Source organism: Haloferula sp. BvORR071, assembly GCF_000739615.1.
In the GTDB taxonomy this organism is placed as follows: domain Bacteria; phylum Verrucomicrobiota; class Verrucomicrobiia; order Verrucomicrobiales; family Akkermansiaceae; genus Haloferula.
Map to the genome: position 1 here is coordinate 101,761 of NZ_BATP01000051.1, position 13,007 is coordinate 114,767.

Here is a 13,007-nt window from a genome sequence, read left to right on the forward strand (position 1 = left end):
CGAGGGAGTCTCCCCGCTGGGAGGGGGGAGGGCAAGCCTCGTGGCGAACTCCTACACCTTCACCGGATGCGCGATCGCGGCGTGGGGATCGCAGCCGGTGAAACGGACATTCGCGAGAGCCGGGTGCGCCTGCGGGGGAAAGCCGGCAGCGGCGGCGAGGGTGGGCAGGCGGACTTCGCAAAAGACCGGCGCGGCGAGTGCCTCCTCGCATTCCGGATGGGCGAGGATGGCATCGAGCGCGCGGCGGCTGAGGAGGATTGCGGCCAGCGGGGCGATGCCCGTGGCGTGGCCGCGCAGGGATGACGGAAGGTGCGGGATCTCGCGCCACCAAGGCCAATCGCTATTCCGCGGCTGGACCTCCGGGCAGAAGAAGTCGCCGGGGATGGGGAATGCATCCCCGAGCTTCGCGGCGAAGCGGACATCCCACTCGAGAAAGAGCAGGTGGCTCGCCGTGCAGCTTTCGCGATGCGCTCGCCGCTGCCGGCTCCCTCGTGCTCCCTCGTGCTCCCTCGTGCTCCCTCGTGCTCCCTCGTGCTCCCTCGTGCTCCCTCGTGCTCCCTCGTGCTCCCTCGCGGGCGCCACAGTCTCGCCACTGCCGCGAAGGCCTTCTTCCCGAAACTGTCCTTGCGGTTCACTCCTGCAAAATCCGCGTGCGGCTCTGGCAACGTATTCTCCTCGGTATTGAATGGATCAGCCATGATTCGTCTTCCTGATTGGAGGTAATGGTTCTCGTCCCTCTTTTGCTTGCTCGTGCGGCCTCGTCACACCGACCTTACAGCGCCCCGCTCGCCGCGGCACCCGCGATGCCCTCACCATTCCACCCAGCCTCTGCCCCCGTAACGGGCGCATCGCCAGCCATGCCGGCATCGCCAATCCCGCCGTCCGGCACCGCCTCCACCGCCTTCCGGATAATCCGGTCCGCGTCATTGAAGCCCATGCTCGACAGCGCCTGCACGAACAACCTCCGCAGCGCAGGCTTATCCGCCTCCGGCACCGCCACATACTGCAGCGCGATCTGGATCGCCGTCTTCGCCGCCTCCAGCCGCTGCAAATTCTGCGACTGCGTCAACACCAGCGACACATTCGTGCGCAGCCCCCGCACATCGCCCGCCTTGATCTCCAGCAGCTCCGCATCCTTGCCCTCGCCCCAGGTGAAGACCTCATCCTCGAACTCTCCGAGCGCCCCAGACGCGGCCAGCCAGCTCCCGCGCAACCCACATCTGACTCCGAATAGCCACCTGCCAGATACTGCCGGAATCATGCTCGCTCCCGAGATCGAAATCAAAAGCGCCAGCTTCCCCGCCGATGGCAAAACTGTCCGCGAGCTCTTCCGCGAATACGCCGATAGCCTCGGCATCGACCTCGCCTTCCAGGACTTCGAGCAAGAACTCGCCACCCTCCCCGGCAAGTACGCCGCCCCTAGTGGCTGCATCCTCATCGCTTGGCAAGATGACCAGCCCATCGGCTGCGTCGCCCTCCGCCCCATCGATGACCGCGACTGCGAGATGAAGCGCCTCTACCTCCGCCCATCCGCCCGCGGAATCAAGCTCGGCCGCCAACTCGCCGAACGCATCTGCACGGAAGCCCGCAGCGCCGGCTACCAGCGCATCCTCCTCGATACCCTCGCCCACATGGCCGCCGCCCGCGCCCTCTACAGCTCCCTCGGCTTCCAGCCCATCGAGCCCTACATCTACAATCCCATTCCCTGCGCCATCTTCATGGCCCGGGATCTCTAGCGGCCAGCGCGTCTGTTAGATCCACGCATCCCTGGAGAGTGGATGCTATTTCAGCCACTCCCCCTTGAGTGAGCTGAACCCGGCATTGCGGGTGGCGTGAGGCCGGTGGATGCCAATGGGCAAGCGCTAGCTGGGTTGCGCCCGTTACGCGGGGAGCGCCACGTCGGGAACCATGCCCGCTATGGGCAAATACCGGGGTGGCGGGATGCGGCGATGGGCGGGGGAACTGTCGCAGTCGGCGGTGCCCCCCGCCTCGCCTCAGGGACAGGCGCAAACACAAGCGCCCGCGGCCAGCGATTCCCTCGCGCCGCCAAAACTGGAAGAGCAAGCGCCGCTCATACAGCAACCTCTGCCAGACCAGGAAGCAGAGCGCCGCAAACAGGAGGAAGCGCAACAGCAGGACCTGCTCCGCCTTCAACAGCAGGACGCAGAACACGCACGACAGGCGCAGGAAGCGGAACAGCAGCGTCAGAGAGATGCTGCTCGCGACACAGCCCTCCGTGATCTGCGGGAAGCAGAGGCCCAAGCAGATGCACAGCTTCCCCCCAGCTCCGCACCAGTCGCCGTTCCGCTTGCGAAGCCGTCCCCGGAAGCCACCGCGTATGAATCCCAAGCCAGCAATGCGGAGCCCGAGACTGTGGCCCGGGGTGCACAGGAAAACCCCGATTCTGACCTCTCACGCGAGAATCTAACACAGGAGGAGGACATCCCGCGCCGCAGGAGCCCTGGGGCTGCGATCCCCACCCGGGTAGCGGCAGCGGCGGAGCGAGTGAGGCAAACGGAGGCTGCCTTCAAATCGCACATCAGCGATCTGGTTCAGGCCTCACGGAGTGCGCTGCCATCGACTTCAACGCCAAGCAGGGGAGCGGCGGAGAAGCAAAGTGATCCAGCTCCTTACTCGAAGCCTCAGGCTTCTCCCCAGGGTTCCAAGACCGCCGCGGCGTCATCGCCGGGCATCTCGCCGAGTCCTGCCCAAGCGCAGGAAGGAGAGGCCGGAAGGAAGCAAGACGCCGCCCCCATCGATGTCCACGCGGCTGCGATGGGCAAGGGAGCCAGGAAGCTCCTCGGGCACGTCAAAGTCGGTCGCAAGATCGCCTTGGAGGTCTACCGCCACTACAGCGGGAAGCTGGAGAAGCACGGTAGTCTGGATGTCGCCGGGCAAGTCCAGTTCGACGATGCCCGCAGGGCTCTAGCCACTGCACTGTCAAGCAGCACACCGGCCGCAAAAGCAGCAAGCAATGCGGAGCAGACGGCAGGAGGTACTTCCAACGAAGATACTGAGCTCCCGGAAGTCCACTTCTCTTTGAGCGGGCTTCCCGAATTGGCTTCAAATATTCTTCATGCCCTGCAAGCAGGTCACCCAGCTGTCCTCACCTACCTTGGAAACCGAAGGGCGAAGAGGGCGAACCGAAGGGCCGCAACATATGGCGTTCCCAGCATTGCAGGATTCAGCCGCGACGAGTATCCCTTTGCATCATCCAGGGAGGGTGGCAAAGGAGCTTGGGTCGGTCATGTACCGGTATGGCAGCAAGACCTTCAAGCCAAGCTCATCGGGGCACTCGTAAGTAAGCACAAACTCAAGCCCGGCCATCGATACCGGGTAGTGATCATTCCATGAAATCATATCCTGAACCTTTCATGCTTCCCGATCTCGACTTCGCCTACGGCATCTTCGTGCTGTTTGATGAAGCGGTAGGTCATCCTGACGTAACTTTTTCAGAGGAAACCGTTGCTCAAGGTTTCTCGCGGGCCGAATCCGGCGCTTGGTTCAAGACGCCGCTGGAATTCGGGGATGGCTACCTGCGTGTGGCAATTGGCCCGTTCGAAGCCACCGGGGACTATGATCGCGCGGTTGCCGTGCCTTTTCACTGCATCTCCGGATGCGTTACCATCGCGGGCCCGGATGAACCTTTGGAAGAGCAGAGAAGCTTTGACCTTCCGCCGGGATACTACCGGCTCACCGTCGCGCAGCGGGTGGTCGATGAAGAAGGGGAAGACATCGATCTATTCTTCGAGCCGCTCGCGGAACCAGCCAAGTGGAGCGAGGTTCTCATCGCGGACGAGAGCATGCGTCCGCCTGGGGTGATTGAGCAAGAAGCTGGGAATCTCGGGAACTGAGTTCGGTCGCTCCCATGGCTTTCCCGCTAGGGCGGCATGAGATTCAGCTTCTTCCCTGCGGCTTCCGAACGTCCGTGATTCGATCCAATCGAACCACGCCACGCAGACTCCCATTGTTACCCGCCCCCCTTCACGACAGCCGCTTGCTGCGGCATGGGCGACAGCGGAAGAACAGCCCGGACACCATCAGCGCCCCGACGCCCCCGAGTGAGAAAGGCTCCGGAATCGTGGAGATGGAGGACACATTCTCCACGGTAATCTGCAGGGTGTAGGTGTTGGTCTCATCCAAGGGATTCCCATCCATGCCTGTATTAAAGAAGTCGGAGTAGAATTCGCCGACTCCAACGACATAATTCCCGGCCGGCAGTAACCCATCGAAGTAAATGCTAGGATCCCAATCATGCACCGAGCCTGGATCGAGGGGAACCAAGCCGCTCGACTGGACTAGATTCCCGTCGTCCAAGGCTCCCAGCAGCTGATAGGTTCCTGGGACGGCGGTTTCCACCCAGAGCCCGATCATGGTATCAACATCGGGCATCCCATAGTCAATATCGATGGAGATCCGACCGGGGGACGTGGTCGCGAACGTGTAATAGTCAAAACTATTCCCGCCGCTACTAGTGATGCTTACCCAAGGAGTGACGGAGGGATCGATTCCAAAGTGGGACCCGATATCTGAATTCGGGCCGATTGAGAACGAGCCGCCCACATTTTGGGCCGTGGCGAGGGTATCGTTCAATTCCAGCTCGGCAATGACCGCGGCGTTCGAGATGCCGGAGCCTTGGATGAGCAGAACAGCAAGGGAGGGGAGGGCCCCTTTCATGATTGCTTTCATTTTAATGGGGGGCGTTTGTATTTTGGGGGTAAATAATCCCTGCGATATCACTTGAGAACAAGGCCAGGGGTCAAGGTGTATTTGCTTCGGGTTGTTCGGTATCATATGAACAACTTTACCCCATTGCGCGCGATGATCTGCCCCTCACTACAGGCCATTCCCACATTTCCAAAGCCGTAGTTGATTCGCGGGATGTCGCCCCGCACGGCCTCGTTCTTGTTAGGCTATGCGAGCAAATCCCTTTGGGAGACCAGCTCCTGATCGCAGACCGGGCACACAGGATGGTCCTTGTGCTATTCCCAAGTGGGTTCTCCTCCGGGGGAAGTCCGGCCAGCGTCGATCTCCTTTTTCATTCTTCTCCGGAGAAGCCGGGTATCAATGCCGCGGCTTCCCAATGGAGAGAGGCCCACGTGCCCCTCAGATTTCCTTCAGCGAACCCAGCGCCTCCGCGATCGGCACATCCACCCGCTTCCGGTCCACGAAGTAACTCACCTTCTCATACCCCGCCTCTAACAAACTCGCCAGCGCCTCCCGATATCCATCGCCCACCCGTTCCGCCACGTGCGCATCCGCGCCGATCACCACCGGAATCCCGCGCTCGCGCATCAGCACCAGTTGCCCCAGCGAGGGATTCATCTCCGGAAGCAGCTTGAACATCCCGCTCGTATTCAGCTCCATCGCCACCCCCGTCGCCGCGATGCGGTCGAGCGCGCGGCTCACGTCCTCCCGCAGCCTCGCGAAATCCCAATCCGCCGGCGACTCGTTCTTGATCAGATCCGGGTGCGCCAGCGTGTCGAAGAGCCCCGTCTCCGCGGACATCGCCAGGTGCTCGTAGTAGAGCTTCTGATAGGCCAGGACATCCCCGCGGTAGTAATTCTTCCGGTAGTCCCCCAGCTGATAGTGCACCGATCCCAGCACATGGCTCAGCGGCGTGCGCGCATGCAGCTCCTCCAGCCACGGCTCCACGCCCGGATAGTAGTCGCTCTCGATTCCCGTGCGCACATCCACCTGGCCCTCATGACCCGCGCGCGTCTCCGCGATCATCGCCAGATAGTCCGCATACTGCCCCGGCCCCATCCGCACATGCGCGGAATTCCCGTCCGGCAGCGGACAGTGGCAGGTGAAGGTGATCCCCTTCAGATTCCGCTGCCGCGCCACCGCCGCATACTCATCCGTCGTCCCGTAGGCATGCTTGCACAGCGTCGTATGGCAGTGGGATTCGTAGAGCAGGGGAGCAGGTGCGGCGATCTCGTTCACGCCCCCAGACTCGCCGATCCACTCGCATCCCGCCAATCGCAATTCCTCATCGCCGTGATTCCACGCAGGAATCACCGGCCCGCCGCCATCTCCGGCGTCGCCGCCTCCGCCCCGCTTGCTTTTTCTTCCACCTGACCCCGGTGCCAGCGCCACACCCGCCACGCTAGCAGCCCACCCCACAGCACCACCTCCACCAGCAGGATCATCCAGTGCGGGATGAAGACGATCCGCGCGCCCGCACTCAGCCTTGCTGGCATCGTCTGTTCCAGATGATCCCTTAGGCCGCGCAATGCCGGATCTTCCCCGGGTCCCACGGTCAGCGGCCTCCGTCCGGGCATCGCCGTCGTCTTGTCCAGTCCCGGAACTCCGATCGCCGCAGGCCATGCGAAGCGCATCTCTCCCAGCGACACCTCATTCGGGCGATAGTGCGGGCGCCGCCCCATGTGCCAAGCCACGGGCGCATCCGCATGCCTCATCCAGATCACCGCGGAGGCCCAGCTTTGCAGCTCCTGGTTGCCCGATTCGATGTAGCTGCTCTGCCGCGTCGAGTCCCGCCACAGCCACAGCGTGAACGTCAGCGCCGCCAGCCCGCACCAGAAGACCGGCGAGCGCCACAGCGGATACGCACTGCTACGATGTTCCTCGTAGCTCCTAGCATCCATCCGCCGCCAGCGCCCCGCCCGCCAGTACAGCAGCCCCTGCCATACCAGCGCCACCGCCAGCAGCAGCAGCCAGTCCGGCAGGAAGGCGATCCATCCCCTTGGCCCCGCTCCGGAGGAGAAAGGCGGCCGCGACTCCAAGTAGTGATCCCGCAATGCTACATCCATCCCCACCTCCGGCCCTCCCGCGATTCCCCGCGGCCCGTAGGTCACACCCACCGGGATATAGAAGCCCTTCGCCTCGGCCAAATCCTGCACCCCTGGCCGGGCAAAGCGGAACGTCTCCAGCGCAACGGTCACCGGCGGCTTCGGCGCATGGCAATCGTAGGATGGGTCCCGGAAGCTCGCGGATCCCGATCGCTCCCGTGGCTGGTAGCTCAGCTTCCAGCGGCCTCCTTGGCTCGGCCGGTATTTCACCGCCATCCCGCAGGCCCAGCTCTCGATCTCACACGGCCCCATCGTCAGCTTGGCCGAATTCACCGTCGAATCCCGCCACCCCCACACCGCAAACCCCATCACTAGGAGTCCACCCCAGAAGACCAGTGACCGGAATAGGGAAGGGGGCTTCATGCTACGGCGTCTATCGTAGTTAGGGATTTCTCGTGCCGCCGGATCCGCCTTGCCCGCCATGCCAGGGATCCCACCCATCCGAGAACCACCGCCAGCAGCAACAGCCAGTGCGGGATAAAAAGCACCCAGCCTCCGGGCAGCACCGAAAACACATAGGCCGAGCCGGAGGCGAGCAGATTCCGCCGCCCGTTCTCCCGCAGCGCTGCATCCAGCTCCGGTGCATTCAGCCTCGGTAGGAATTCCACAAATTCCTCACCGGGCTTCGCGCCTGCCAGAAACCCCGCGCGAGCCAGTCGCACCCTCCTCAGTTCCGGATCCAAGTGCCCGGACTCTATCGAGAAGGCACGAGTTCCCCGGGATGTGTAGTTGACGCGCATGGTTGGCGGAGGGGCCTGCCCGGCCTCCCACTTGTAGGCAAGCCGGCTCCCGTTCATCACCGATACCCCGCTGGCCCAGCTCGCCAATTCCCAATTCGGCCCGCGCACGTAGGACATCCGCATCGTCGAATCCACCCACATCCAGCCAATGAACCCCATCACCAGGAGCCCGCTCCAGAAGACCAGCGACCGGAATAGGGAAGGGGGCTTCATGAGAATCTATCCATCCTCCGCGAGCAGATCACTTCTCCTGCCCCCAATCAATCCTCCGCCGCAGCCGCCACAGCAGAAGCACCCACCACGCCAGCCCTGCCACCATCAACAGCAGCCAGTAGGGAATGAACAGCAGCCAATTCCCCTGCGGCTGGTAGCTCATCGTGTTCTCACAAAGTTCCCGGTAGTCCCACTCGGGGTCGACCAGCCCATCGTTCACAAGCTCACCTTTTCCATGCAGGAGGAAGGGCCCCTTCATCGTCCGCCTTAGCACCAGCGCAGGCTCGCGCCCCGCCTCGAAGTCCCGGAATAGATACGGATTCCTCTCCAGCACCAGCCCGCCCTGGTCGCTCGCCAAGAGAAAGCCGGCCACCTGCACATACGTCCGCCGCTCCCGCGAATCCTTCCACGCCCAGCACAGGAACACCACCGCCAGCAGCCCACTCCAAAAGATCAGCGATCGCTGCAGCCCGAATCTCACCCCCACAGCATGACCCGCCCTGCGCCGCTTTCAATCTCTCTCTCTCAGCCCCGCGATCGCCCCGCGCTCCTGGCGGCTGAGCCGCTGGCTAGAAATTCCAACCGGGGGGGAGTTTCCGCCTCACGATATGGTGCTTCACGCAGCGCGGCTCGCTCACGACGATACGCCGCTTTGCTAGAAAGCCCATAGGGAAAATCTCTTGCAGTGACCTGATATGATACATCATCAGCGGATCATTTGGAAGGGAATGACCACGATTCCGCAGCGCTCGCGTCACTTCATGCCCGTTGGAATACTCGCCGGCCCGCATCCTAATCCTTTGCTGGATCTCCGCGAGCACCACATCCCACTTGGAAGAAAGCTCTTCTGAAAGTTGGGGCGGTCGCGCCCAGCGGACGACACCCTCCCGAGCGTCCCACTGCAGAGGGGCGGGGAAGTGCTCGATCTCGAACTCTACCGTCTGATAGTCCCCTTCATGATATCTGCCCGGGCTGTTTTCTTCGGTATTCATTGCGGATTGAGAGTTCTAACTACGAAATCAAAATACTCCGGATCGGTCAGCATGAAAAGGATCGGATCTCGATCAAGTCTCTCGATTCCCACGGTCAGGATTTCGGTCGCGTCCTTTCCGCAATCCTTGCCGGAATATTCGGTGCCTCCCTTTTCCCTCCAAAGGTCGAACCAAGCTTCCTCAACGGCATCGTACCTTGAGATTCCCGTTCTCTGCTGAAGCGAGCCCTTTCCTCCGGTTTTTCCTCGTCGCTCCAGAAACTCCTTGGTGCGTTTGAGGATTTCCGCATGGGTTGCCTCCAATTCATGGATGATTTCGTGGGCGATTCGAGCCGATGACAATTGCCCGTTGATGAAGATCTTCCCCTTGATGTGGCCACCCCGCTCATCGGGATCGTGGATGACCTCCAGCCCGTGGGGGACTAGTTCGTCGCTCAAGTAGCGGAGGGCCAACTCCAAGCCGCGATGCGCGTGTTCCAGCACCCTTGCATCTCCGTGAAACGCGGTCTTCCGCTCGGTCTTGGGATGGGGTCGCAGTGCTTCCCGCGCCTGTTCGATGAGATCTTCTACCCGTGCTTCGGCTGCTTCTTCTGCGGCCTGCAGGCGGGCATACTCCTCTTGGGCTCCTGGCGCTGTGTCGTCCACGGTTCCCATGGCGTCCCTGTTCGTAATCTGACCGTTCCTGGCTTCCACCAGCTGTCTCCGAATATCCTGGAGGCGGGACATCAGGGCACCATGTGCGGCGGATGGTGGAAAGCCGTTGTCGAATACATCCTCCACATCCGGGTCTGCGTAGGGATTTTCAGACAGACCTCGGACCTTGAAGTTCGGCTCTCGGGGGATCCCACTGCTTCCCCGGCTCATCGCCGCCGCCAGCGCCTGCGAGGCGCGGTCCAGTTTCGTCTGTTCCGCGGGGCTCAGGCTCCCATACCTTGCCTTCTTCGCGCTGAGATCGTGATAAGCTTGCAACGCATGGAGTCTCCCCGCCCGCACGCCTCCCAGTCGCTGTCTTGCCCCCGGCGCCTTCACCGCTGCCGCCACATCCGCGGGAGTCACCCTGGTGTTAGATGCCCTTGACCTCGCCTCGACAGATGCCCCCGGTATACCTACCCCCGCCTTCCCGCTCCGCGCGATATCCGCCGCCGGATCCGCGATTCCCGGTTGCTCCACCGCGCTTGCTCCAGCGGCTTCCGGACCGGGCGCGAGGGCTGTCAGTCCGCCATCTTCGCGAGACAGTCCATCCAGCGCCTCCGTCCTTGGTCCGGCCGGGTCGGGCACATAGGCGGGAAACTCGCCTCCCTTCTGATACTCATCCACCATCGCCGCCACCTTCGAGCGGACCTCCTCCAGGTGATCCGCCAGCATGCCCTCCGCATTGCGGCTTTCCCGCCGCTCGCGGAAGGAGGCGGTCATCTTGTCCACCACCTTGCTGAAGACTGCGAAGATCCTCGCTGTCAGCCCACCGCTCCGGCGTCCCAGTTCTTGCCAGAAGCGCGCGTCGCGGAAGAAGTGTCCCAGCACATCGTTGAAGACCTCGTTGTCGAGCTTGTGGCCCGCATACCACTGCTCCAGGCCTTCGCGCGCGATGTAGGAATCCTCGTCCCGCAGCAGGGCCATCACCTCCTTCCTGGTGGCAGCGTACAGTTCCGGGCTCTGGCGCTGGATCGCGTGGCCCAACTCATGGCCCAGCACGAAGAAAATGCTGAACGGTCCATTCGCGTTGACCGCGATGTAGTTCGGGAACTGGTTCGAGGATAGCCCGCCTCGCGGCAGCGGCTTGGTGGCGGAAGATGCCCGGTAGAAGATCACCCGCTTTCCAAAGGCGCGCTCGAACCCGCGCACCAAGGTGGCTACCAGAGGATCTCGCAATCCAGTAGCCTCTCGCGCTGCTCCTCGCTCAGGGATGCGTAGAAGGCGAACTCCAACCGCTCCGCTTCCAGTCCGCAGGGAACTTCGGAACGCTTCAGCCACCTTGGCCGGCACGAGGTGATTTCCTCCTGCTGCGGGGTGTCTGGCTTCTCGTCTGGAGTATTCATCCCAAGGTTCGAAACGTAGCCCCAGCCGCGCCGGACTGTCAATGTCGGAGAGGCCAGGGTGGCCGTCGGCTGCTTCGGTCGCCAGCTGCTCCGGCTTGCCTCTCTCGTGGGGGCTTCCGTCTGCTGGCATTTGCCCTGCCTGAGTTCCTGCGGATAGCCCTCCTGCGATGCTGTTCCATTCCTGCCCGGGCGCGCTCTCACTCGCCTCCCGTGGGGGCGGGGAAGTCCGGGCAAGTCCGGGGTCATCCTGCAGCTCCGTTTCGTCCGGATCGGCCTCTTCATGCGCAGTGCGATCTTCAGGCTCCGATGTCCACTCCTCAGCTTCGCCTTTGGCCTCCGCCTCCGCTGCCTTCAGCTCCTCCATCGCCGCGCGGTGATCCTCTGCCAAGCGCTTCAGCTCCTCCACATCGGTGGTCCGCATGAGGTCCGCGGCTTGCTCCTTGGTGATCGGCTGGAAGCCAGGCGTTCCCGCCATCTCGCGGTTGTGCCAGTCCGCGAACTCCGCAACCTTCTTGCCGCGATACAGCTCATCCACCCAGCCGGCCACGATGCCCACCGGCGCCTGCGCCACCCTCATCACTGGCTTGAGCAGCGGCGCTCCCAGCGCACCCATCGCGCCCGACTCTAACATCGAGCCCGGCGTCATCTCCGGATTGCCGGCCTCCGTGGCCATCTCCTCGACGGCCTCTCCCGCCATCTCCTTGCCTTCGTGCAGGGCCGCCCTCCCCAGCCGCTGCCAGAAGGGGAGCCGCGCCGCCTCCGCCGCCTTCTCCGCCGCACTTGCCGCTTCTCCCCCCTGGCCGATCCGCCTGAGCATCTTCTGACCGCGCAAAAGCTGCGATGCCACCTCGCCGAAGCGCCCGCCCCGCCTCGCCAGCGCGGCGAGCTTGGTCTCCACCGCCACCGAGCGGGCCAGCTTCCCCGCGCCACCACCCAGCCACGATAGCGCCTCCATGCCGAGCTCCTGCGGCCCGGCATAGAGGCCGGACATGACCGCCGCGTCGAACTCGTCCAGACCGTCTGTTAGATCGCGCATGTCATCCTCGTGCTCGCGCATCCCGCGGTCCTGCAGCAGGCGCCGCTCGAAGATCTTCCAGAACGCCGGATCGCCGGTCGCTTCATATTCTCCCAGTGCCTTCTTCAGCACCGGATCCTGCTCCGGGTCCACATCCTCCGGGCGGATCTCGAAGCCGCTCTCCTGATGGCGGGCTTGCACCGCATAGGCCTTGTCGCGCACCGCTTGCAGCGCCGCCTTCCGCGCCGCTGCCTCCTTCTCCGGAGTATCCGTATAGCCGTAGTGCTCCGCCGCATCCCCGCGATCGATCGAATCCTTCAGCGTCATGAGCGCGCCGATCAGATCGCCGCGCTCCTGGCTGCCGAAGCTCGTGAAGTACTTCTCACCGTTCTTGCCCAAGCCACGGATCCAGTTCTTGCCATCGCGCCCCTGGATCCGCAGCAGCTCGTCTTGCTGCTTCCTCGCCTCCTCGCTGATTAGCGAAAGGGGATTCAAAATGGAATGCTCCGCCAGGCCCAGGCCCATCCCCAATACCGGTGCCACCAGACCGGTGCCCAGGCTCTTCGCACCTTTCTTGAAGGCGGTGAAATTCTCATCGAAGCCTTCCGACTTCTCACCCGTCAGCTCGCGCCGCAGCCGCGCCTGCATGGTTCGCGTCACGCCCGGCAAGTGCGAGTTCGTGGCATACCACCAGTTCACGAATTGATTGCGCACCTCATTGCGCGCCTTCACATCGTGCTCGTCCTTGTTCCAGACCTTGCGGATTTCATCATCCGCCACCCCCTCCAGCCAAACTTCGAAGACCTTCGGGCTGCGTGGATCCGCCGGCCTCAGCGTCTCGCCATACAGATCCCGCATCAGTGCCTCGCCGTGATCCAGGGAGATCTCCCCGCGCCGCGTGCGCTCGATCACCTGCTGACCCAGGCCGCCGAGTTGCTCCAGCTCCTTCAGCTTGCGCTGCTGTGCCATGGCCTCCGTCTCTCCCGGCAAGGGCGCCGCACCATAGACCTCGTAGATCTTTCTTACTTCCTCCAGCTCCTTTTCGATCGCCTTGCGCTTGGAGTTCTGGCGCAGGTAGAGCGGCACCCCGTTCGTGCCGTGCAGGATCGCCTGCTCGCGCAGCTTGTCCTCATCGCCATCGGCCTCGCGCAGCGTGATCACCGGCACCGCGCCGTTCTTCTCCACATTCGCGATCCACTT

The 13,007-nt window shown here is 63.1% G+C and carries 12 protein-coding genes; 3 read left to right on the forward strand and 9 right to left on the reverse strand.

What is annotated here, in order from left to right:
• Positions 1-51: 51 nt before the first annotated feature.
• Together BV071_RS25535 and BV071_RS25540 are read right to left on the reverse strand one after the other, a co-directional pair.
• Positions 52-582 carry a hypothetical protein gene (locus tag BV071_RS25535; protein ID WP_035613323.1) on the reverse strand — a complete coding sequence of 177 codons (531 nt, stop codon included), beginning with the start codon at positions 580-582 and terminating at the stop codon, positions 52-54.
• A 190-nt stretch (positions 583-772) separates the two neighbouring features.
• A complete protein-coding gene (locus BV071_RS25540) occupies positions 773-1,213 on the reverse strand; it encodes a hypothetical protein (RefSeq protein WP_035613326.1) in 441 nt (146 codons plus the stop codon).
• A gap of 46 nt (positions 1,214-1,259) precedes the next feature.
• On the opposite strand from BV071_RS25540, the gene BV071_RS25545 reads away from it, so the two are divergent.
• From BV071_RS25545 to comJ, 3 genes are all read left to right on the forward strand, one after another.
• Positions 1,260-1,736, forward strand: a complete 477-nt coding sequence (locus tag BV071_RS25545) for a GNAT family N-acetyltransferase (RefSeq protein WP_035613329.1) — start codon at positions 1,260-1,262, stop codon at positions 1,734-1,736.
• 1,039 nt (positions 1,737-2,775) lie between these two features.
• Positions 2,776-3,354: a NucA/NucB deoxyribonuclease domain-containing protein gene (locus BV071_RS35745; protein ID WP_265594876.1), complete on the forward strand. Its 579-nt coding sequence runs from the start codon at positions 2,776-2,778 to the stop codon at positions 3,352-3,354.
• 20 nt (positions 3,355-3,374) lie between these two features.
• Positions 3,375-3,854 carry a competence protein ComJ gene (gene comJ, locus BV071_RS25555; RefSeq protein WP_035613332.1) on the forward strand — a complete coding sequence of 160 codons (480 nt, stop codon included), beginning with the start codon at positions 3,375-3,377 and terminating at the stop codon, positions 3,852-3,854.
• A 130-nt stretch (positions 3,855-3,984) separates the two neighbouring features.
• On the opposite strand, the gene BV071_RS25560 is transcribed toward comJ, so the two are convergent.
• The 7 genes from BV071_RS25560 to BV071_RS25590 all read right to left on the reverse strand — a co-directional run.
• Positions 3,985-4,677 carry a hypothetical protein gene (locus tag BV071_RS25560; protein WP_035613334.1) on the reverse strand — a complete coding sequence of 231 codons (693 nt, stop codon included), beginning with the start codon at positions 4,675-4,677 and terminating at the stop codon, positions 3,985-3,987.
• Positions 4,678-5,106: 429 nt separating this feature from the next.
• On the reverse strand, positions 5,107-5,946 hold the full coding sequence (locus tag BV071_RS25565) for a histidinol-phosphatase (protein ID WP_265594877.1): 840 nt from the start codon (positions 5,944-5,946) through the stop codon (positions 5,107-5,109).
• 71 nt (positions 5,947-6,017) lie between these two features.
• Positions 6,018-7,175 carry a hypothetical protein gene (locus BV071_RS35750; RefSeq protein ID WP_035613337.1) on the reverse strand — a complete coding sequence of 386 codons (1,158 nt, stop codon included), beginning with the start codon at positions 7,173-7,175 and terminating at the stop codon, positions 6,018-6,020.
• Positions 7,172-7,765 carry a hypothetical protein gene (locus tag BV071_RS25575; RefSeq protein WP_035613340.1) on the reverse strand — a complete coding sequence of 198 codons (594 nt, stop codon included), beginning with the start codon at positions 7,763-7,765 and terminating at the stop codon, positions 7,172-7,174. Before BV071_RS25575 ends, BV071_RS35750 begins: the two co-directional genes overlap by 4 nt.
• 28 nt (positions 7,766-7,793) lie before the next feature.
• Positions 7,794-8,246, reverse strand: coding sequence for a hypothetical protein (locus tag BV071_RS25580; RefSeq protein ID WP_265594878.1), 453 nt, complete (start codon positions 8,244-8,246; stop codon positions 7,794-7,796).
• Between the two features lie 88 nt (positions 8,247-8,334).
• Entirely contained in the window at positions 8,335-8,757 is a 423-nt protein-coding gene (locus BV071_RS25585; protein ID WP_035613346.1) for a hypothetical protein, read from the reverse strand.
• Positions 8,754-13,007: hypothetical protein (locus tag BV071_RS25590; RefSeq protein WP_035613349.1), on the reverse strand; the 4,254-nt coding region annotated here is incomplete at its 5' end. The genes BV071_RS25585 and BV071_RS25590, both read right to left, overlap by 4 nt.

Coding starts and splice junctions, on each gene's coding strand:
- BV071_RS25545 (WP_035613329.1), top strand. CDS start 1,260: ATGCTCGCTCCCGAGATCGAAATCAAAAGCGCCAGCTTCCCCGCCGAT.
- BV071_RS35745 (WP_265594876.1), top strand. CDS start 2,776: ATGGGCAAGGGAGCCAGGAAGCTCCTCGGGCACGTCAAAGTCGGTCGC.
- comJ (WP_035613332.1), top strand. CDS start 3,375: ATGCTTCCCGATCTCGACTTCGCCTACGGCATCTTCGTGCTGTTTGAT.
- BV071_RS25560 (WP_035613334.1), bottom strand. CDS start 4,677: ATGAAAGGGGCCCTCCCCTCCCTTGCTGTTCTGCTCATCCAAGGCTCC.
- BV071_RS35750 (WP_035613337.1), bottom strand. CDS start 7,175: ATGAAGCCCCCTTCCCTATTCCGGTCACTGGTCTTCTGGGGTGGACTC.
- BV071_RS25575 (WP_035613340.1), bottom strand. CDS start 7,765: ATGAAGCCCCCTTCCCTATTCCGGTCGCTGGTCTTCTGGAGCGGGCTC.
- BV071_RS25585 (WP_035613346.1), bottom strand. CDS start 8,757: ATGAATACCGAAGAAAACAGCCCGGGCAGATATCATGAAGGGGACTAT.